General features: G+C 65.3%; 16 protein-coding genes and 1 tRNA gene. 12 read left to right on the top strand and 5 right to left on the bottom strand.

Annotation, left to right across the window (positions count from 1 at the left end; genetic code table 11):
• Positions 1 to 2: 2 nt before the first annotated feature.
• The 4 genes from SJY11_RS22745 (at position 3) to SJY11_RS22730 (ending at position 5,271) form a co-directional block, all read left to right on the top strand.
• Complete coding sequence (locus SJY11_RS22745) at positions 3 to 479, top strand: hypothetical protein (protein ID WP_376988988.1); 477 nt, start codon at positions 3 to 5, stop codon at positions 477 to 479.
• 187 nt (positions 480 to 666) lie between these two features.
• Entirely contained in the window at positions 667 to 981 is a 315-nt protein-coding gene (locus SJY11_RS22740; RefSeq protein WP_376988987.1) for a hypothetical protein, read from the top strand.
• Between the two features lie 31 nt (positions 982 to 1,012).
• Positions 1,013 to 2,941, top strand: coding sequence for a site-specific DNA-methyltransferase (locus SJY11_RS22735; protein WP_376988986.1), 1,929 nt, complete (start codon positions 1,013 to 1,015; stop codon positions 2,939 to 2,941).
• Positions 2,941 to 5,271 carry a DEAD/DEAH box helicase gene (locus tag SJY11_RS22730; protein WP_376988985.1) on the top strand — a complete coding sequence of 777 codons (2,331 nt, stop codon included), beginning with the start codon at positions 2,941 to 2,943 and terminating at the stop codon, positions 5,269 to 5,271. The genes SJY11_RS22735 and SJY11_RS22730 overlap by 1 nt, the downstream gene beginning before the upstream one ends.
• 189 nt (positions 5,272 to 5,460) lie before the next feature.
• On the opposite strand, the gene SJY11_RS22725 is transcribed toward SJY11_RS22730, so the two are convergent.
• Entirely contained in the window at positions 5,461 to 6,594 is a 1,134-nt protein-coding gene (locus SJY11_RS22725) for a hypothetical protein (protein WP_376988984.1), read from the bottom strand.
• Complete coding sequence (locus tag SJY11_RS22720; protein ID WP_376988983.1) at positions 6,591 to 7,127, bottom strand: DUF4365 domain-containing protein; 537 nt, start codon at positions 7,125 to 7,127, stop codon at positions 6,591 to 6,593. Before SJY11_RS22720 ends, SJY11_RS22725 begins: the two co-directional genes overlap by 4 nt.
• Positions 7,128 to 7,360: 233 nt before the next feature.
• Between SJY11_RS22720 and SJY11_RS22715 the strand changes: the two genes are divergently transcribed.
• The 7 genes from SJY11_RS22715 (at position 7,361) to SJY11_RS22685 (ending at position 15,331) form a co-directional block, all read left to right on the top strand.
• Positions 7,361 to 7,801 carry a hypothetical protein gene (locus tag SJY11_RS22715; protein ID WP_376988982.1) on the top strand — a complete coding sequence of 147 codons (441 nt, stop codon included), beginning with the start codon at positions 7,361 to 7,363 and terminating at the stop codon, positions 7,799 to 7,801.
• Between the two features lie 7 nt (positions 7,802 to 7,808).
• Positions 7,809 to 9,242: an exonuclease domain-containing protein gene (locus SJY11_RS22710; RefSeq protein ID WP_376988981.1), complete on the top strand. Its 1,434-nt coding sequence runs from the start codon at positions 7,809 to 7,811 to the stop codon at positions 9,240 to 9,242.
• Between the two features lie 126 nt (positions 9,243 to 9,368).
• Positions 9,369 to 10,505 (top strand): AAA family ATPase, encoded by a 1,137-nt coding sequence (locus SJY11_RS22705; RefSeq protein WP_376988980.1) that lies wholly within the window; start codon positions 9,369 to 9,371, stop codon positions 10,503 to 10,505.
• Between the two features lie 78 nt (positions 10,506 to 10,583).
• Positions 10,584 to 11,477 (top strand): hypothetical protein, encoded by an 894-nt coding sequence (locus SJY11_RS22700; RefSeq protein WP_376988979.1) that lies wholly within the window; start codon positions 10,584 to 10,586, stop codon positions 11,475 to 11,477.
• A 415-nt stretch (positions 11,478 to 11,892) separates the two neighbouring features.
• A complete protein-coding gene (locus SJY11_RS22695; RefSeq protein WP_376988978.1) occupies positions 11,893 to 12,879 on the top strand; it encodes a hypothetical protein in 987 nt (328 codons plus the stop codon).
• 252 nt (positions 12,880 to 13,131) lie between these two features.
• The gene (locus SJY11_RS22690; protein ID WP_376988977.1) at positions 13,132 to 14,007 is read left to right on the top strand and encodes a hypothetical protein; all 876 of its coding nucleotides are present in this window, start codon (positions 13,132 to 13,134) and stop codon (positions 14,005 to 14,007) included.
• Between the two features lie 185 nt (positions 14,008 to 14,192).
• Positions 14,193 to 15,331, top strand: a protein-coding gene (locus tag SJY11_RS22685) for an IS3 family transposase (protein WP_376984629.1) whose coding sequence is annotated in 2 segments (ribosomal slippage) — positions 14,193 to 14,451 and positions 14,451 to 15,331 — 1,140 coding nt in all. Because the reading frame shifts where the segments join, the coding sequence is not laid out codon by codon here.
• A gap of 60 nt (positions 15,332 to 15,391) precedes the next feature.
• On the opposite strand, the gene SJY11_RS22680 is transcribed toward SJY11_RS22685, so the two are convergent.
• The 3 genes from SJY11_RS22680 to SJY11_RS22670 form a co-directional block, all read right to left on the bottom strand.
• The gene (locus SJY11_RS22680; RefSeq protein ID WP_376988976.1) at positions 15,392 to 17,104 is read right to left on the bottom strand and encodes a tyrosine-type recombinase/integrase; all 1,713 of its coding nucleotides are present in this window, start codon (positions 17,102 to 17,104) and stop codon (positions 15,392 to 15,394) included.
• A gap of 93 nt (positions 17,105 to 17,197) precedes the next feature.
• Positions 17,198 to 17,284, bottom strand: a tRNA-Leu gene (locus SJY11_RS22675).
• Between the two features lie 128 nt (positions 17,285 to 17,412).
• A complete protein-coding gene (locus SJY11_RS22670; RefSeq protein ID WP_376988975.1) occupies positions 17,413 to 19,350 on the bottom strand; it encodes a methyl-accepting chemotaxis protein in 1,938 nt (645 codons plus the stop codon).
• A gap of 274 nt (positions 19,351 to 19,624) precedes the next feature.
• On the opposite strand from SJY11_RS22670, the gene SJY11_RS22665 reads away from it, so the two are divergent.
• Entirely contained in the window at positions 19,625 to 20,635 is a 1,011-nt protein-coding gene (locus SJY11_RS22665; protein ID WP_376988974.1) for a complex I NDUFA9 subunit family protein, read from the top strand.
• Positions 20,636 to 20,637: the final 2 nt, after the last annotated feature.

Genomic DNA, 20,637 nt, shown 5'->3' with positions numbered 1-20,637 from the left:
GTTTGCCGCGCAAGGGCGCGGCAGGCCGATACGTCGCCTATACCCCACAAATAACCCGTGAGCATGAGCGCGCAAGCTCAATTGAAGCTAAAAAAGTGAAAATGTGGAACACTTTCGTACCCGCCATTGCTATTCGGCCCATCGACGGCATCATGTTGGCCAGACAGGAGGTCTCCATGAACGAGGTGCTCGTCAGGCTCGACAAGGCAAGTTTGGATCAGATCAAGCGGGACGTGTGGGTCCATTTCCCCAATGTGAAGCATGGCCACGCCCTTGAGGCCGTAGCGCGCGGACTGGGCGCCGGATCCTATGCAGCCCTAAGGCACTTCGCTCACGAATACGGTGCGATTCGCTGGAATGGGGACGATTGCGACGCTACAGCGTTCTTGGCCGAGCGTGGCGCCGTTTGTAATGAGGGATCGCTTCGACGACTGGTTTGCGGCCACGCTATTGATCATGAGGAACAGTACGGCCTGTAAATCCTACAGCAGGTATCAATGCGGATCCAACGCCATCCGGCGTTACCTGCTTGCTGGATGGCGCCGTCCATAGCTTCTAAGCCGCTCCCGCGGCAGGGCGGTGCGGCGCGGTCATAGCTGAGATTTCGTATGTGATGCGCTGCATCCGAGGATTTGGGGTCGTTCCCCCTGATCCCTGGAGGCCTCCATGACCGATCCCGTCACCGCCAGCCCGCTGCGCCAGCGGATGATCGAGGACATGACCATTCGCCGGTTCGGCGAGCACACACAGCGCGATTATGTCCGGCAGGTGCGCGAGTTCACGGCCTTTCTGGACCTGTCGCCCGACCGCGCCAAAGGGCGGTGCCGGCCCGCGTCGGCGAGACGCCGACCGACCCGCAGTTGGCCAACGGGGTGTGAAGTACTCGTCGTTCGGGATCCCTTCCACGCCCGTTCCGTGTTAATCGAAATCCTTGGCTTAGGACGATTTCGAATTGTCACGCGTGGTGGCGTCATTGGGTGAGACTTTGAAAGACATAGACGCACTGGAGACCATGGACCGCGAGGAGCTTTTAAAGCTCGCGAAGGGCCTTCTGTCGAATGGCGTGGCCCTGAGCTTCCACGGGAAGCGCACCGCCATGGAGATTGCTAAGCGCGTCAGGCCCCGCATGATGCGACGCGAGCCGAAACTACATGTGGGCTCTCCGGCCGAACAGTCGCTGAACTTGCTCGTCGAGGGCGAAAACCTCCAGGCGATGGTAACCCTCTACAAGTACCGAGGGCAGGTCGACTTGGTCGTGACGGACCCGCCTTACAACACGGGGCAGCAGTTCCGGTACAACGATAAATGGGACGCCAATCCGAACGATCCCGATCTTGGGACCCTCGTTGCCAAGGAGGACGGCTCCCGTCACACCAAGTGGATCAAGACCATGATGCCTCGCCTGCAGATGATGCGGGCGATGCTGAAGCCGACCGGTGTCATCGCGATCTGCATCGACGACAACGAACTATTCCACCTCGGAATGATGATGGACGAGGTCTTCGGCGAGCAGAACCGGATCGCGATCATCAATTGGCAGAAGACGACCCCGAAGAACGCCCGGCACGTGTCGACCACGACCGAGTACGTTCTCGTCTACGCCAAGGACAAGATCCTTAGTGTGACCGAGATGCTTCCTCGCTCCGAGAAGGCGGACCAGCGGTTCAGCAACCGAGACGAAGACAAGATCGGCGACTGGAAACAGGGCGATCTCACGGGCAAGCGCAGCCCGACGTCCCACCGGACGATGACCTATGCGATCCAATCTCCTTTCACGGGCGAGCTGCATTATCCCTTGGAAACTCGGCACTGGGCTTTCGAGAAGCCCACGATGCAGAAATGGCTCGCCGAATGGGGGGCGGCGTACGAGGAGCGAGAGCTCAAGGACGGCAAACCCAAGGCGCTGGTTATCAAAGGCGCGCCGACCCGTCGGGACGTGAAGTTCGATCAGACCCATCCCAAACTCGTCGCGGCGCGAGAAGCCGCAATGGCGCGTCTGGAAGCTGGCAACTGGCCCAAGCTGTATTTCGGCGTGAAGGGCGACGCCCAGCCAATGCTGAAGGTCCACGCCTCACACGTGAAGGTCGGCTCCGTGCCGACGACCTTTTGGATGGACGAGGCCGATCCCGACCGACTGGAGAGCATCGGCGCGGTGTCCTGGGCTGCCACCGAGTCGGGGCGTAGCCGCGAGGGCATCGAGGAGCTTGAAAAGATCGTGGGAACGGGCCATGGCTTCGAGACCGTGAAGCCTCTCAGCCTCATCCGAAAAATCATCCAGATTTGGTGTCCGCTTTCCGGTCTGGTCCTCGACCCCTACGCGGGCTCCGGAACCATCGGGCACGCCGTGCTGCAACTGAACGACGAGACGGACGCGCACCGGCGTTTCATACTCATTGAGCAAGGCGCCCCCGAGGCCGGCGACAAGTACGCCAGGACGCTGACGTGGCAGAGGCTACGGAACGCCGTGACGGGCGAACGCCCCAACGGAAAGGCGGTCCACGCCCTAGGCGGAGGCTTCGAGTACCGGCTCCTGACGAGGACCATCGACGCCCGCGCAGTCATGAACATGAAGAGAGACGAGTTGATCGACGTCGTCATCACCTCGCACTGGGAGACGCACCGGCGCACCGCCCCAAGCCTCCTCCGCTTTGACGAGGACGGCTACCAAACGTTGGTCGGGCGGGACGAGAACGGGGACGGCTACTTCCTCATTTGGAACAACGGCGGGCCCGTCGGCTCGCTAGACCTAGACAGCTACAAGGTCATATCAGCCGAGGCGAAGCGCGCCGGCATCAAGCCGCCCTTCCACGTCTACGCTCGCTACGAGACTTTCCAGACGCCCAACGTGCGCTTCTGGAAGATCCCCGACCGCATCCTCGCTCACCTCGGGCTCGACGAGAACGAGCGGTATAACGAGGGTGGCGAGGAAGAGGCGGCGTAATGGACCTTTTCCCGTTTCAGTCGACGGCGGCGACCCAGGTAGCCGAGCGTTTCGGCGACTACGCCGTCAATCCGCTCACCATTGACCGCACCCGGTCGATCCCCTTCTTTCAAATGCTGGTGTCGATCACCGGTAGCGGCAAGACGGTTATCCTCGCCGACGCGGTGACGCAAATGCAAGCTCGGTTGCCGTTGCAGCCGGTTGTGCTTTGGCTCTCGAAGGGACGTGTCGTCGTTTGGCAGACGTACGCGAACCTGGCTCACGGCAAATACGCGGCCAATATCCCGGGCTTCAACGTGAAGCCCCTCCTTGAGCTCTCGCCGTCACATATCGAGGACGGGGACACGCCGCTCATGCTTGTCGCGACTGTCGGAAAGTTCGCGCGGCAGGACGACCAAGGCAACGACCGGCGCATCTTCCAGACCCAACTGGATCTGGCTGACGAATCCCTATGGACGACGCTAAAGCGGCGCCGCCTGCCCAGCGGTCAGCGGCGCCCGCTCCTTGTGATCTACGACGAAGGCCAGAACCTCTCCGACCTGCAAACGGGTCGGCTGCTTGAGCTTGACCCAGACGCGTTGATTTCGGCGAGCGCCACGCCGAGCGTCCCGCAGTCGCTGGAGCGCGTCATCGGACGCCTTCGAGAGGATCGGAACTGGAAGGACGAGGACTTTCGCACCGCGGTAGCCAGCCGCGACGTGGTCGATAGCGGCCTGGTGAAGCAGCGGATCAATGTCGGCGGCTACGTGACTCCGATGGAGACCGCCGTCGACGCGCTGCTCGCCGACCTGGCGATGGCGACCGATGCGGCGGCGCAGGCCGACGACCCGTTCCGGCCCAAGGCGATTTACGTCTGCACGACGAACACGGTGGACGGTCTCCCGATTGCGGAGGACGCCGCCCGCTCGTTCGAGGAGCGGGCCGCACGGCCGATCCTGATCTGGCGCCACCTCGTGGCGTCCGGGATCGATCCCGCAGAAATCGCCGTCTACTCGCAGCTGACTTTCGGCAAGGACACGCCCCCGCCGCCGACGTTCAACCTCTTCGGCGGCGCCGACCGCGATTACGACCGCTTCATTCGGGGCGACTTCAAGCACATCATCTTCAACCTGGCGCTCCAGGAAGGCTGGGATGATCCGTTCTGCGGCTTCGCGTACATCGACAAGGAAATGGCCTCGACGCGACAGATCACCCAGGTGATCGGGCGCGTGCTACGGCAGCCCAACGCGCAACATTACGCAGATCCCATCCTAAACACCGCTCACTTCTACATCCGGTCCGATGAGAAGGGTGTCTTCGAGGACATCATCGAAGACATTCAGTCCCAGCTTTCGAGCGAGCATCCGTCAATCGAACTCACAATCCGTCCGGAGAACCGGCGGGCCGAGCGATATCGCGAGATGCCGTCAAGGCAGCGACTGGTGCCCACGACCTCGATCTATTCTGGCCCGGCGCGCGATCCCATTGGTCGCATCGTCAGCGGCATGATGGATTTCAGGTCAGGCGGCGAGAATACCGTCGGGGCTGGCAGCCGAATGCAGGTACTGCAGGAGATCGGGATCAAGGGCTCCTCGACCTTTGAGTGGGTGGACGTCAAACACAGCAATAGAGTGACCGTCCGGGGCATCTTCCGGCGTGAGCTCCAACGCCTATTCCCCGGCGGCTTGCGTCGAGCAGGCGGGCCGGTGAACCTAGTCGACATCGAACTTCCTAAGTTCGACGCTCTCGTCGAAATCAACAGCCTCGCCGCGACGCACGTCCGCCAGATCGCCGGTGAGGTTGTTTCGGCCTATATCGAGCACAGCCGGCTGCTGCAGAACGACGACGATCCGCCGTATGCCGTGGGACCGGTGCCGGTGAACCCGGCAGATGCGGTCACTTTCTCAAACGCGCTACACCCTGCCTACAGCGGTCTGAACGGCCTTGAGCTAGACATCGCCCGTTCGCTCGACCGCACGCAACGGGTGTGGTGCCGCAACCCGGAGGGATCGGGCTACTTCATTCCGCTTCTGGATAGCGGTTCGACGGCAACGTTCTGGCCCGATTTCCTGGTTTGGGTGGATCGCACGGTCGTGGCCATCGACACCAAGGGCGATCACCTCCTGTCGGAAGACAGCCGGCGAAAGCTGTTCGACATCGACGGTACCGGCGACCGGGCCCGCATCGTTCTCCGGCTGATTTCCGAGGGGCAGTGGAACGTCGCGCCTAGCGGTCAGATCGGCAAGCACGGGCCCGACGGCTACACGATCTGGCGATGGGCATCCGGCAGGCTGCACGCGAGCAAGTGCGAGGACGCCCGGACGGCCGTGGAGGCGGCCCTCACGGTCTGACGGCGCGGCTCGGGCCGTCGTCGGATTGACAGGCGCAGAGGAGACGCGCGTCAGAAGGCATCGATTGCCCCGGCGATCCGGTCAAATTTCTCGTCGGAGACATGCAGCCATTCGTTAGTGCGAGATGGTCTGCTAAACACTCACGTCGACCGACTGGATACTTGCTCTGGAGCGCTCACTTCGGATGCATCAGAGCACGACAAAGTCGATCGGGTTCTCCAACCGCCATTGGCGACCGCCCTGGACAAGTTCCCCGAACACCGAGACTTGGCGTCCAGAGCCGTGAGCCTCGATGGCCCGAAGGTAATCCTCCGGGCCCATCGCGACGCGAATGTTGCGCCGGCCGAACTCATCGGTTTCCCACTCGACGATCACGTCCTGGGTTCCCGAGATTGTCAGAAGGTCCGACGGGTTTTCCAAGGAATGCAGCGTGCGGACGTAGCCGACTATGGTCCGTCGCCGCTCATAGTGGACGATACGCAGGCGCTTCGCCGCCTCACGAAGCACCTCTGCTCCGCGGGCCTGGCGGATGGCTGCGTCTAGCGCCGGCCCGAGGTCAGGCGGTATCCCCCACTCTGGCGAAAATACGATTTCAAAATTGACTTCGCCGACTTGAGGCGCCTCAACCATGTTGAGGAGTTCCTCGACCGCGTTCGCGTTCAACCCCGCCTGATAGCTTCCAACGATCTCGCCGGGCTGCTGCCGTTCGATGGCGCCCTCGACTATGCGCAGTCCACGCGCCAGGCGTGACACTGCGCGACGGGACAGCGGCGGTACCGGCGTCGGCGAGCCGTCGATCTCCGGCGTGTTGGGGCCGACGGGGCTCTCGATGGTGAAACCGAAGCTGCCTCGAAACGTGTGCCCGAACCTGCATTCGTCGGCGTAGCGCTGAGCCGTCGTGTCGAGTCGGACGAAGTATGGCCCCTCGTGGAGCTCGGCGTGGGCCGAGGCCGCAAGCATTCGCGTCAGGCTCCGGATGACGTCGCCGGCGGTGTCGAGACGGACGGTGTCGTGACGCACGGACGCGTCCGGAAGCTTGGACCTGACCAAGTCGTAGCTAATAGCCCGGATCGCCGCGACCACCTGCTCGATGGTTTTCCGCTCGAGGGCCATAAGCGTCGCTACCGCTGCCTGCAGGCGATGACGCACATCATTGGATCGGGAAGTCTCGGGTAGGATGATCTCGATTTGATCGGCATCGCCGGCTGGATATGAGAATAGCTCGATGCCGCTGGGCAGCGCTCGACGGCGCCAACCTACCGCGCTCAGGTAGCGCTTGAGTGACCCGAGCGGTATCTGTTCGATGAGAGGAGGCAGGCTCATGCCATGGCCTCCACTCGTGCTAGATGGGCGATATCCCGAAGGCTGGCTGGCGTCAGCACGTTCGCGCGCGGAATGCGGACCCTGATCGACGACATGTTGCTCGTCGGAGGACCTTCAGGTCGATACCAGTAACAGCAATTTCGGAGGCGAAGGTGCTCCTCGCACCCGTCGATCCACTCGTCGGACTCCTCAGGAAGGCACAGCAGTATAAGGATCGCGAGAGGCTGCCCTCGCTCCCCGTCGGTCAATATCCGGTGCGCCCGTGCGTCCAGATCGTAGACGACGTTCTCAGCTTCGTGCGTCCAGCGTGTGCTGGCCTTCATCTGGAACTCGACGTTGAAGCCGCTCGGGATCAGCATCCCGCCAAGGTTCTTGATCGGCTGGAAAAACCCATCGATCCCGTAGTCAAAGACGGTCTTGACACCAAGGTTCATCCCCGCGCCGCCGGCGATGGCGTGAACATAGGCGTAGGACAAAGCTTCTTGGGTGTGTTCCTGCGTGATCACGCCCCGCTTTATCCCGTCCTTGGCCATTATTCCCTCAGACGTAGCATGCGAAGGAAACATGAGGGAACGGTTTCCGAGCGTCCGCTGAAACGGCACGCCAGCCTGCCTGCTTACGATCGGCAAGGCCGGATCCGCCCAGTTCGATGCCGGGGCCCTAGATGAAAGCAGGAGAATGAGGATCGCGGAACCCATGAAGGGTCAACCCCTGGGAAGAGCCTTCGAAGCAGGGCCCCGGGCTCCCGCTTCAGACGGACAATTCGATGAAGACCAATGACGGTAGCGGCTGCGGCGACGACGCCCGGCCGCAGGATGACGAGATGGCGCTTTATGCGCGGGCCTATCGCGGGGTGCTGACGGCCGACGAGCTGTTCCTGCGCTTCGAGGCCCAGGTGGCTCATGCCCGGCTGATCGAGGCGGCGCCGGAGCGCTTCGACGGCGAGCACGGCCTTAACTGCCGGCAGCTCGCAGAAGGCGCCAGGATTGCGGCGCGCCGGATGGCGATCCTACTGGCGGAAGCACCCACCCCGCTGTGCGAAGTGCTGGCGTTGAAGGTCCACGTCTTCGAGACGCTGATCCAGATGCAGGACGAGGTCGCGCGGTCGAACGCCGCGATCATGCTCGAGGCGGCGATGCGGGCCGATGGCGAAAGGCTCGGTATCGTGCTGATCCCCCTCGACCGGCCCTCCGGCCCGACGCAGTGAGGGCGTGATGGGGTACCTCTTCTACGATCTCGAGAGCACCGGGCTCTCGCCCTGCTTCGACGTCCCGCTCCAGGCGGCGTTCGTGCAGACCGACGCCGAGCACCGCATTCAGCGCGAGCTGACCCTGCGCTGCAGGCTTCCGACCCATATCGTGCCTTCCCCGGACGCGCTTTTGGTGACCGGCGTCACGCCGGCCATGCTGGATGACCAGCCGCTCTCACATCTGGAGATGATGGGCCAGGTCGCGCGCCTCATGGCCGACTGCAAGCCGGCCATGCTGATCGGCTACAACACGATCCGCTTCGACGACGAGATGGTCCGCCAGTCCTTCTTCCAGACCCTGCTGCCGCCCTACGCCGGCGCGATGACCGGCCACGGTCGCGCTGACGTCCTCACCATGCTGCGCGCCGTCATCATGCTGGAGCCTGACGCGGTCGTGGTGCCCAGGACTCCCGAGGGGAAACCTGTGCTCAAGCTGGGCGAGGTGTGCCGCTCAAATGGCATTTCGCTCAGCCTGGACGCCGCTCATGACGCCCTCGCGGATGTCTTGGCGACGCGGGACCTGTTCCGGCTCCTGCTGGACCGGGCGCCGGCCACCATGGCGACGATGTTGGCGAACGCGAAGAAGAGCGGACCCAGTGGCCTCATGGCTGACGATAATCCGGTCATCCTCGGCGGGATCTCGCGGCTGGTGCCGGTCGCGCCGTTCATCGGTTCGCCCACGAACCCGAACGCGAGGACCGTCATCGACCTCAGCGAGGACCCGGCCGGGATTCTCAACCTGAAGGGGCCCGAGCTCCTCGCGCTGATCCGCTCGGGACGCTCAGCCGTTCGCCAGGTCAAGACCAACGCGCAGCCGATCCTGTTCTCGTGGGGCCAGGCGGCCCATGCGCTGACCGAGCCGCTGCCGCTGGAGGTCTACCGTGATCGCGCCCGGGCGCTCTGGGATCACCCAACCTTCACCCGCCGGCTCGCGCTGGCGCTGGAGGATCGCTACGCCGACCGCGAACCCTCTTCCTGGGTGGACGAGCAGCTCTACTCGGGCGGCTTCGTCTCAAACGCCGATGCCGCGGCCTGCGAGCGCTGGCAGCAGCTGCCCTGGGATGTGCGGGCGGGCTTCGCGGCCCAGCATATCCAGGATACCCGGCTTCGCTCGCTGGCGATCCGGCAGGTTTTCCTCAACGCGCCGGAGACGCTCTCGCCCGATGCCTGGCGCCGCGGCCAGGAATGGCTGCGCCATCGGCTCACGACGACGGACGAGGTGCCGTGGTTGACGATCCCGAAGGCGCTCGCGCGCTGCGAGGAACTCGCGGCGACCGTCGAGCCGGCCTCGCGGCCGGCCCTCAATGCAATCCGGGCATGGCTGGTCGAGCGGCGCGAGGCGCTCGGGCCGGATGAGGCCGCCTCGGTGGAGAGGGTCCCGGCTGCGGTGCCGGTCTGATCGCCTTCGACAAGAGCACGACGACAGAGGGCGTCGGCCGCGAGGCCGGCGCCCTCATCCATGACGGGACGGGGAGACGGGACTGCGACCGCAGGACCCCAGTGAAGCCATACCCGGATCTCCCCGATGACCACCAAGTCCAGCTCCCCGCGCAAGAAGCGCGTCTCGCTCGCCGTCCCGCCGCCAGAGCCGGTCGGCCTCCACCTCTTCGACTATCATGACGTCGATCGTCGTTTGCATGGTGATGGCATCATGACCTCGACCAGCGACGACGAGGGCCATGCCCAAGCGAGACAGCGCGCGCTTTGGAACCGGCTTTACCAGGACGAGCGCGGCTCCTGGCGAGCCCTGCTCGTCCCCGACGCCGAGATGATCGCGCGCATCGCTGCGCTCGACCGGACCTGCCCGCAGTTCCGGGACGTCACCGCCTGGGTCTTGCGCGCCGCGACGCTGGCCATGGCAGGAGGCCAGCCGCTGCGCCTCGACCCTTGTGTGCTCCTCGGCGCGCCCGGGGTCGGCAAGACATTTTACGCCCGTCGCCTCTCGCAAGCCTTCGGCGTTGCGACGCTGACCATTCCGATGAACCTCGTCACCGACCGGGGCTCCTGGTTCTCAGGGCTCGCGCCGGTCTGGCGAGCTTCGGCGCCCGGCAAGGTCGCGCAGCTCCTGCTCGATTCCAACTGCGCCAGCCCGGTCATCGTCATCGACGAGATCGAGAAGGCCAGCCCGCTCAATCCGACGGAGACGCCGATCAACGTCCTGCACTCTCTGTTGGAGCGGGAGAACGCCAGCCGCTTCACTGACGAGTTCCTCGAGGTGCCGCTGAGGGCCGATCACATCATCTGGCTGGCGACCGCCAATGACCTTTCGCCGCTGCCGACCTCAATCGTCGATCGGCTCATCGCCTTCGAGATCACGCTGGAGCCCGGCCAGATGCTTGCGATCCAGCGCTCGCTCTTCGAGGAGGCCAATGCCGTGACGGGCGGGCTGTTCGCTGCCCCGACGGATGCACTCCTCGAGCAGGTCATGGCGGAGACGCCGCGCGCGATGTCGCGGCTCTGGCCGATCGCCTTCGGCTTCTCCTGTTTGGAGGGGCGCCGGCACGTTACCCGTGCCGACCTCGCCCAGGCCGAAGGCGTGCTGCGGCTTGGTCGTGAAGGACGGGGCCGGATCGGATTCCTGAGCGGGATGGCGGTCGAGGAGATGAAGACGAAGCTGGGCGAGGCCCTGGTGCGGCCCCGGAGCCCGGAGCGGAAGCGGTGACGAGAGGAGGGATGAGGAAGGGGACCAAACACCCCCGAGAACCTCAGACGACCTCAATCACTAAAGAGCATCATTTACATGATCCCGAACCAGTCGGGCGCCTCGGCGCCCAAGAGCCTCGCGACCCTGCAGCTCGAACCGACCCTGCGTGCCGCGATCGACGATATCGCGGCCTTGCGCCTCCATCGTCCCTGCATCGCAGACTACGCCGCCTTCATCCGCAAGCCGCCGAATGTCGCCGGAATCGTGGAGCGCGCCAGGCTCCATGGCGATCAGGTCAAGCGGTTCGTTGCGCTCGCCGATGGCTCCCCGCCCGGCGTGATCACCTTACATCTGGCGGCACTCTACGCGCTCGTCCTCCTCAACACGACCGCCACCGTGGCGGTCGCGCTGATGCCGGCCCGCGACGGCGCCGACCGGCATGCGCGCCGTCAGCAGGGCCAAGCCTTCATCCAGTCGCTCGAGAACCCGGAAGAGAACGACCTGCGCCATCTCGCCGAGATCGCCTTCGGGCTGAAGGAGCGCGACGCATCGCAGATCACGCAGGACGCCATTGCGTTCGCCGGCCGCGGCCATGGCGAGGAGCCTGCTTCCAGCCGCGCCACCCTCCACACCATCGAGGAGAATGTGACGTTGCGCCTCTGGCTGAAGCGCCAGACCAACATCCCCGCGCTCCTCGATGACGCCCGGCATCATGGCGTGATGGCGGATCGCCTCGCGGTCTCCCTCGACCATGACGAGCTGCATCCGCAGGAGCGCGATGAGATCGCGGCCGCCCACGAGGGTGCGCTCCTCCAGCATGTCCTGGCGCTGGCCGAGCTCGCGCTCGCCTCCATCGCGGTCGACACCGACCTCATCTTCGAGGCGGCCCATGCCAGCGTCGCGACGCGGGCGCAGCTTCAGGCCGGGCTGCTCATCGCGATCGCGGTCGGCCAGCACTACCGCGCCATGCTGGCCGCCAACCCGTGCTGACTGCCCAGTCAGCAGGAGCGGGCTTCCACGGGGACAACACGGGCGTCCCAGGAGCCTCTGGAGGGCTTGCCCGTGGCGGCGCGCTGGCGTGCTCGTCAAAGCCGGTTGGCGGTCCTCAGACCGCTCGCACAGATGAACCTTCGGTTGACCAGCACCAGCTCACGATCAGCACCGCGCCAATGTGCTGAGGGTCATTCAACAGGAGCGAGCTTCCACGGGGACAACACCAGCCTCTGACGAGCTTTTGGAGGGCGTGCCCGTCAAGGGCTGGTGTTGTCCCCGTGGGAGGCTGGTGGCGTTCGCCGGCCTCCATAGGGGACCAAAAAGAACAGGCGCCCTGACGGGCGCCTGTTTCGATTCCGGGAATGACGAGGACGCGCAGCCAATGGGGCTGTACCCCGATGAAAGACAACACATGACCAACGAGAACCGGGACCTGACGGGTCCCCGCGAAGACCGCGCCGTCGACCGGCCCGACCTGCGTACCGATGTCGACCCGATTGCGATCGCGACCGAGCTCGTCAGCGATGACCCTTCCGTCGCCGAGCTCGTCGCCTTCCGCAACGCGGTGCCTGACCTCAAATTCGCGGCCCGCGAGGCCAAGCGCCTCGCTGACGAGGCCATGCGCCTGCGCAACAGCGCCGATCTCGGGACCGTGCGCGGCGTCGTGGCCGGGCTGACCCTCGTCAGCCTCAGCTTCAGGTCCCTCGTCGCAATCTGGCCCAGCGACGATCTCGACGTGGTCGACGCCAAGCTCGCCCTCGCCGAGGTGACCGGGCCCCATATCAGCCAGGAATCGGACTACGTCGCATCGCTGTCGTCGGAGACGGCAAATCGTATCCGCATCAAGCGCGCTGCCTTCAATGTTGGCGAACTGGTCGTCCCGGCCGGTCCTTCCGTGCCTTCGTCCTCCGACCGCGGCCTCGCCGACTGGCCGCTGGCGCGCTACGACCTGACGACGCTGCTGCCGCCGCGGGGCGGACCGCCCGTCTTCGCCGATGCGCAGGTCGCGGCTTGGGCCGGCGTTATGGAGAACGTGCCCGACCTCGCCAAGCTGGCCGGGCGGGTCGAGCGCCTTCTCGCCACCGTCGACCGGCTGATGGCGCTGGCGCAGGTCCCTGGTGACGATGCCGCGCAGCTGCGCCGAGCGGCGGAGGGTGCGCTGATCTTGGGGTACCTCACCGCGGCGCAGGTCGCGATCTGGCCCGTCGTGAAGGGATCCGATGGCGTCAGGGCCAAGAAGCGCGTCGCCAAGGCGATCAATGATCGCGCCTGCAGGCACGATCCGCTCCACATGCAAGCCGCCATCCGCATGGCCTTCGAAGACGCGTCCTGGCTCTCCAGGCTCGCCGGAGGCGACCGCATGGCGACCGGCGTGCCGATCTGGATCGAAATCGTCTGAACGATGTTCGACCTCATTCCTGCGACCTCGAACGTCGTTCGGTGTTGCGACGCGCCGGTCGCGCCCAGCAGCTTCACGTCGCCGAACGCTGTTCGACCGCGTCACGCGTCCAGATAGGATGCACGTCGAACAATGTTCATTCTGGACGGGCGGTGCTGCGGCGCCGCCCGTTTTCGTTCGAGGGAAAGGGACGATTGCAAGCTGTGGGGAAAGTACCCCCAGGAACAGAACCGAAGACGAAAGCCAAACACCGTGACCAGCATCGACACCACCCGCGGCCACAAAGACGCATCCGCCAAGCCCCGCTCGCGCCGCCCTTCCCTGAGCCGACTCCTGCCTGAGGGTAGCGCCGGCGCCGTCACCCACTACGTCGAGACGCAGTGGCCGCGCATCGGCGGCGTCGCGCTCGCGCCGCTCCCAGGGGACGCCTTCACCAACCCGGCGTTCACGGAACGCTATGAGCCCGGCATGCTCACCGCGATCTACGCCGCCGGCTGCGGCTTCGATCATGCCAGCACCGGCGCCACAGGACTCGTGGGCGTCGCGCGCCGGCTCCTGGCAGCGGTCCACAAGGTCTCGACGACGACCCAGACGGATCTGCGCAGCCGCCTGCGCGAGCTCAACGCCGACCGATATGGCGCGCTGACCACAAGCGCCGACGGCTACCCTTGCTCGGATCTTGGATTCGACACCTGGATGATGCAGCACATCCTCCCCGTCGGTCGCCCGCTCCCTGGTTCGCCCATCGCGAACGGCGACCGCTGCCTGACCGTGCGTCTGCCGGCGGACATGACGGCGCGCGAGTTCGACAAGCAGCTCGCCGCCCGGATGAAAGGCGCCCTCCTCAACGGCTGGCTAGACACCGCCGATGGCCGCAAGCACTGCGCCATCCTCGGCATCGATCCGGCCCACCTCAAGCGCGGGACGACCTACCGCTTCAACGGCGGCATGCGCCGGACCGATGACGCCGAGATCTACTTCTTCAGGCCCAAGACCGATGACGCCGACCGCCTCCTGCGGCTGGCCGAGGCGATCATCTACCAGCACGTTATGACGCCGCCGTCGCGGCGCCCTCGCATCTCCTGGCGGTCGCGGTCCCAAGGGACGCGGTCAGACTTCAACGGCTGACCAGAGGAGCGCTGGATGTGACGAGGCCACGGGACCGTCGTCGTCGCGGGTAGCGACCCGCGCCCGTGGCAACCCCTAGAACTTCTGGATGCTTCAATCAGAGAGCTGGCTCGGGAAATCTGGACACCGGGCATAGGTGGATTTTCGGCCTGAACGCGGCATGATTGCCGTGAACAGGAGCGGATATGACGAGACGCGTTCGCCGGAACCACAGCCCGGCTTTCAAGGCGAAGGTCGCTTTGGCGGCGATCAAGGGCGAGAAGACGCTGGCCGACCTGGCGCAGCAGTTCGATGTCCACCCCAACCAGATCACGCAATGGCGCAGCCAGCTTCTTGAGGGGGCTGCCGGCGTGTTCGGGTCCGAGGCGAAGTCCGAGGCCGGTGCGCCTGCGATCGACGTGAAGACCTTGCATGCCAAGATCGGGGAGCTGGCGCTGGAGAACGATTTTTTGTCCGGCGCGCTCGGCAAGGCCGGCCTTCTGAGCGCAAAGCGATGATCGACCGCGCGCACGACCTGCCACTGAACCGGCAGGCAAAGGTGCTCGGGATCAGCCGGGGCAGCGTCTATTATCTACCCCGCGCGGTTCCTGCCGCCGACCTGGCGTTGATGCGCGCGATCGACGCGCTGCATCTGGAATATCCCTTCGCGGGCAGCCGCATGTTGCAGGGGCTGCTTGGGGCCGATGGCCATAGGGCTGGACGTCTTCACGTCGCCACGCTGATGAAGCGCATGGGGATCGAGGCGCTTTACCGCCGCCCGAATACCTCGAAGCCGGCGCCGGGGCACAAGATCTTCCCCTACCTGCTGCGCAAGCTGCCGGTGACGCGGCCCAATCAGGTCTGGGCGATGGACATCACCTACATCCCGATGGCGCGGGGCTTCGTCTATCTCACGGCCGTCGTCGACTGGTTCAGCCGCAAGGTTCTGGCCTGGCGGCTCTCGATCACCATGGACGTCGCCTTCTGCATCGAGGCCGTCGAGGAGGCGATGGCGCGCTTCGGCAAGCCGGAGATCTTCAATACCGACCAGGGCTCGCAGTTCACCAGCCGCGAGTTCACCGCCCTGCTGATCGGCGCGGGCATCAGGATCAGCATGGACGGCAAGGGCGCCTGGCGCGACAACGTCTTTGTCGAGCGCATCTGGAAATCGGTCAAATACGAGGAGGTCTATCTGCGCGCCTACGCCAGCGTGTCCGACGCGCGCGCCTCGATCGGCCGTTATCTCGCTTTCTACAACGGCCGGAGACCTCACCAGAGCCTGGGACGGCAGACGCCCGATCAGGCCTACTTCAACGCGCTGCAGCCAATCCCGGTTGCGGCATAGCCAGGGCCGAAATCCACTTAGCGACAGCCCGCAAACTGTTCAGACAAACCGAGCCAGCTCTCAGCCTCCGTCGTCGACGCCGTCGAGATCATATCTTGGGTAGGCATCAATAGCTGATTTCAGTGCTTTAGGGCGGGCCGAAAAGTAGCCGTCCGAAACGTCCTTCTTGTGGTTGTGGCCTGTGATCGCGTTGGCGAGGCGTTTCTTGATGCCGGCTTCTTCCGCGCGCGTCACGAAGGTGTGGCGCCAGCCATGGTTGGGGCTGAGGTCTTTGTCGAGGGGAACCTGCTCACGGATCCATTCAGCGAGCTCACTTGCCCGTTGCTCCTGTTGCGAGCGCGTTGATCCCTCCTTCTGCGCCGTGTCCCCCACAAACAGGAAGCCCTCGGACGCCTTCTCACGAAAGGCGAGTAGGCCCTCCTCGATCAGCGCGGCGTGCAAGGGGATTGTCCGCGCGACATCGGTCTTGGTGGTGGCGAAATGGATGACCCACATGCCGTCCTGGCGCTTGATGTCCTCGCGCTTGAGCCAGCAGACCTCCTGAATGCGAGCGCCGGTATAGGCGCAAATCCACGCCGTCCACCGCCGCGAGGCGGCCGCACGCGGGAAGCGCTGGTTGATGCTGGCCGCTCGTGCCGCCTTGAGGATCGCGGCGACCTCGTCATCGCGAAAGACCTTTTCCCGCTTTTCCGTCTTGCGGTCCTCTTCGAGGCGCACGCTTTTGGCGGGATTGGCTGACAGGACGCGGCCGCCAGGGAACGACGCCGCCCAGCCGAGGACGGACGAAATCGCCACCAGGTCATTCTTGTTGATCGTCGCCGCGCTGATCCCGTCTTCCTTCTCACGGGCAAGCGCCCATGCCCAGATGTCGTCTTCGATCATCAAGCCGACGGCTCTTTCTCCCCAAAACGCATGGAGGGAGGCCAGAGACGGTCCATAGCGCCTGAAGGTCGAGGGCGCGCGCTTCTTCTCATGAGCTTTCTTCCAAAGCTCGAAAAGCCCTTCGACGGTGAGTCTCTTGGAGCGGTCCGCGACAGGGCGCGGGGACGGCGGCGCCTGCCGAGGCGGCGGCGTGAACGTCGGCAGCGTGGCGTTGACAGGGTCACGAAAGTCGTTGGCCTTGAGGCGGCGCTCCGCCGTGGCGATGAACTCCTGGCCGAGACCCTCCGCGGCATTCAGCAGCTTCTGGCGAGACCCAGCATCGATCTTAAGGTGATGCTGCGCCAGCTTTTGGTCCAGCATCGGGCCGAAATAGCCCTCAAGCAGTTCCTCTCGGGATAGGAGGGGATCACCATGTTTCAGCCCCCAGGCCAGCATGGCGCGCTCGTCATGCATCTCGATGGCGGCTTCGAGTTCGGCGAGCTTCTCGCCCGCTCCCTGACCTTGGTAGTGATCCGCGGCGGCCTGGAACTCATCACGATACGCCGCGACCTCATCGGCGAGGGCATCGTCGTGATCGATGTCGCTCACGGCCTCCTTGTAAAGCTCGCCGGCAAGAGCCCGCGCCTGAACCCTGCTCAGGGCTTGGGGCGGCCGGCCTAAGGTCTCGAAGAAGGCATTGAGGGCGTTCAGCGCGAGGGGAAAGCGCTCCTTGGCGACCTTGGGCTCCTTCGTCCGCAGGGACAGGACAACCTTCTCACCAACGACGACGGTGTGGTGTTCGCCGGCCACGGGCAGGCTGACCCGCTGCCCTTTGGCGAGCGGGCGAAGGGCCAGCGGCACCTTCACGTTCAGGTAGTAAGAACCCTGCTTGGTAGCGTAGGGTCGGGACATTGCAAGAGCCATGGTGTCAAACCGCAGTGTCAAAGCGGATACCATGCAACTCGTTATCAATGCTTAACTCTTTGACGCAAAAGCGGGAAAGAGTGGTGCCCAGGAGAGGACTCGAACCTCCACGCCCTTGCGAGCGCCAGCACCTGAAGCTGGTGCGTCTACCAATTCCGCCACCTGGGCAACGGCGGTTCGTTTACGGAGGCGCTGCGGGACTGTCAACGGGCCCGCAGCGATTTGTTGGCGATCGTGCAAAATTCCTGTGACGGTCTTTTTAGACGAGCCGCCCCCATGAGGGCTGCGCCGTGGTCTCAGGCGGCCCAGCGCGCGGGCGCGAGGGTAGCCTCGGAACCGAGCCCGGCCTGATCCGGCCCGGTCTTGAACGCGGCGACGAGGTCGTTGAGCTGGGCGATCTTGCCCGAAAGCGAACCGGCGGAGGCTGCGCTCTGTTCGGCGAGTGCGGCGTTCTGCTGGGTCATCTCGTCGAGATGGGCCACCGCCTGGCTCATCTCGTCGATGCCGTTGGCCTGCTCGCCCGAGGCGGCGGAGATGTCGGCGATGGTGGCCGCGACCTTGCGCGAGGCCCCGAGGATCTGCTCCAGCGCCTCGCCGGCCTGGCGGACGAGCTTCACGCCCTCGCCGACCTCGCTGTTGGAGGAGGAGATCAGCGCCGAGATGTCCTTGGCCGCCTCGCCGGAACGCTGCGCCAGGGTGCGCACCTCGGAGGCGACGACCGCGAAGCCCTTGCCGGCGTCACCCGCCCGGGCCGCTTCCACCGCCGCATTCAACGCCAGCAGGTTTGTCTGGAAGGCGATGTCGTCGATCACCCGGATGATGTCGGAGATCTTCTGCGATGCGCTCTCGATGCGCGCCATGGCGTCGACCGCCTGGCCGGCGATGGCGCCGCCGGTCTGCGCCGCCCTCATCGCCTCGTCGGCGATCGCGGCGGCGTCGCGAGAGGCCTGGGCCGAGGCCTTGACCGAGGCCGCGAGCTCTTCGGTCGTGGCTGCGGTTTCTTCCAGCGAGGAGGCCTGCTCCTCGGTGCGCTTGGAGAGATCGTCGGCCCCCGTGTTGATCTCGCGGGCGGCCAGCCCGACATCCGCCGAGGTGACCTGGATCGTCTTCACCGTCGAGGAGAGCCGCTCGACGGTGTCGTTGATCGCGCCCTTGAGCTCGGCGAACTTGCCGCGATAGGCGGCGTCGACCCGCACCGTCAGGTCGCCGCCGGCCACCGCCGAGAGCGTGCGGGCGAACTCGCTGGTCGCGGAATCGACCACCGCATTGATCTCGTTGATGCCGGCGACGAGCTTCTGCATCTGCTCGTCGGCCTGGTCGATCTGCAGCCGCGCCGAAAAATCGCCCGCCGCCGCCGCGGCGACAACCTCGCCGACATCCGACACGACCGCTTCCATCGACTGCGCCCGCGCCAGACGTGCCGCCGCAGCGGCCTGCTCCTGCTGCTGCAGGATCGCGACCTTTTCGCTGGTCTCGCGCAAGACCGACACAGAACGCGCCATGGCGCCGATCTCGTCGCGGCGCTGGGCATGAGGCACCTCGACGGCCGTGTCGCCCGCGATCAGCCGGTCCATGACAGCCCCGAGATCGATGAGCGGCTTGACGATGGCGCGTCGCGAGAAGGCGATCGCAGCAGCGACCGAGATGCCGAGCAGGACCAGCAGCGTCAGCGGAATCAGGACACGCATCCGTCCGCCATAGGCGGACGCCTCGGCTTCCACGGCGTCGCCGGCCTGCTCGTTCAGCCGGCTGAAGCCGCCGAGCTCCTCGATCAGAGCTGTGCGGTTGCGGCGGCTGGCCTCGCTGTTGCCCCAGGCGTCCGCGGCACGGCCGGAGACCTCCTGGGCGAGCTTGGCGGTCTCGGCGCGGATGCCGGCGAATTCGGCGGCCAGCTGGCCGATCTTGGCGGCCCGCTCCCTTTCGTCGGCCGGGACGATCGCGGTGAAGATCTTCAGGCGGTCGTTCAGCTGATGGAGCCCCTTCTCGATCGCAGCTGCCGCGTTCTTCGCCTCATTGGGGTTGCGGGCCATATAGGCCAGCCGCGAATCTTCGCTCAGCTGGTTGACCGCGACGTTCAGCCGCTCGGTCGCGAGCGCGACGTCGTTCTGCCGCGAGACGCGCTGGCCCATGCCCTCGATGCCGGAGAGGGCGACTAGGGCGAAGGCGAGGGCGATCGCCGCACCGGCGGCGACGATGCCGATCAGGCCCAGAATCTTGTTGCGAATGGATCTCACGACGAACCCTCAGCATGACGTTGGGGAAGATGTCAGGCAGTTTACTGCTGGGGACCTGAAGAACAGGTTAAGTAGAGACGAGGCGTCACAAGAACATCGGCGCAAAAGAGCGACTTTCGGTTTTCCGAATGCCTCAATTGCAGGCGCCGCTGCCCGATCCGGCGGCAGCCCGGCAGGTTTCGCCGCGGCATCGCAACCGGCGCAAGCACCTTTCCAGACAGGGGTGAAATGCTTTAGGAGCCATCCGAACCCGCGCGCATGAGGCCTGCCGACGATGGCGAACGACCTGTCCCCTCCGAGCCAGCAACTCGTCACGGTTTTCGGCGGCTCCGGCTTCGTCGGCCGTCATGTGGTGCGCGCGCTGGTGAAACGTGGCTATCGCGTCCGCGTCGCGGTTCGGCGGCCCGATCTCGCGGGTTTCCTGCAGCCGCTGGGCATGGTCGGCCAGATCCACGCGGTTCAGGCCAATCTGCGCTATCCGGACTCGGTCGCCGCCGCGGTCAAGGGCGCCGCCGCCGTCGTCAATCTCGTCGGCATCCTGCAGGAGGGCGGGCGGCAGAGCTTCGCCGGCGTGCAGGCCAACGGGGCCAGGGCGATCGCCCAGGCCTGTGCGGCCGCCGGCATCGCCCGCCTCATCCAGGTTTCCGCGATCGGTGCCGATCGCGATTCGAAGTCCCTTTATGCCCGCAGCAAGGCCGAGGGCGAGGCCGCCGTGCTCGCCGCGGTTCCCGGTGCGGTGGTCCTGCGACCCTCGATCGTGTTCGGGCCGGAGGATGGCTTCTTCAACCGCTTCGCCGCGCTGGCGCGGGTGCTGCCGGCGCTGCCGCTGGTCGGCGGTGGGGAGACGAAATTCCAGCCCGTCTTCGTCGGCGACATCGCGGAGGCGGTGGCACGCGGGGTCGATGGGGCGGCCGCGGGCGGGCGAATCTACGAACTCGGCGGCCCGGAGGTGAAGAGCTTCCGCGAATTGCTGACCTATATCTGCGAGGTCACGGACCGCAAGCGCCTGCTGGTGCCGCTGCCGTTCCCGCTGGCGCGGATCCAGGCGCGAATCCTGGAGGTGGTCGATACGCTGACGCTGGGCCTGCTGCCGGACGCGATGAAGCTGACACGCGACCAGGTGACGCTCCTCGAAAACGACAATGTCGTCTCGGCGGCCGCCGTCGCGGAGGGGCGCAGCTTCGAGGGGCTGGGCATCGCCCCGGTCTCGGTCGAGGCGATCGTGCCGTCCTATCTCTGGCGCTTCCGCAAGACCGGGCAGTTCGACACGGCTCGAGCCGAATGAGC

This window comes from Allobosea sp. R86505 (assembly GCF_042466375.1).
Classification (GTDB): Bacteria; Pseudomonadota; Alphaproteobacteria; order Rhizobiales; family Beijerinckiaceae; genus Allobosea.
This window is presented reverse-complemented; position numbering and strand designations above follow the sequence as displayed.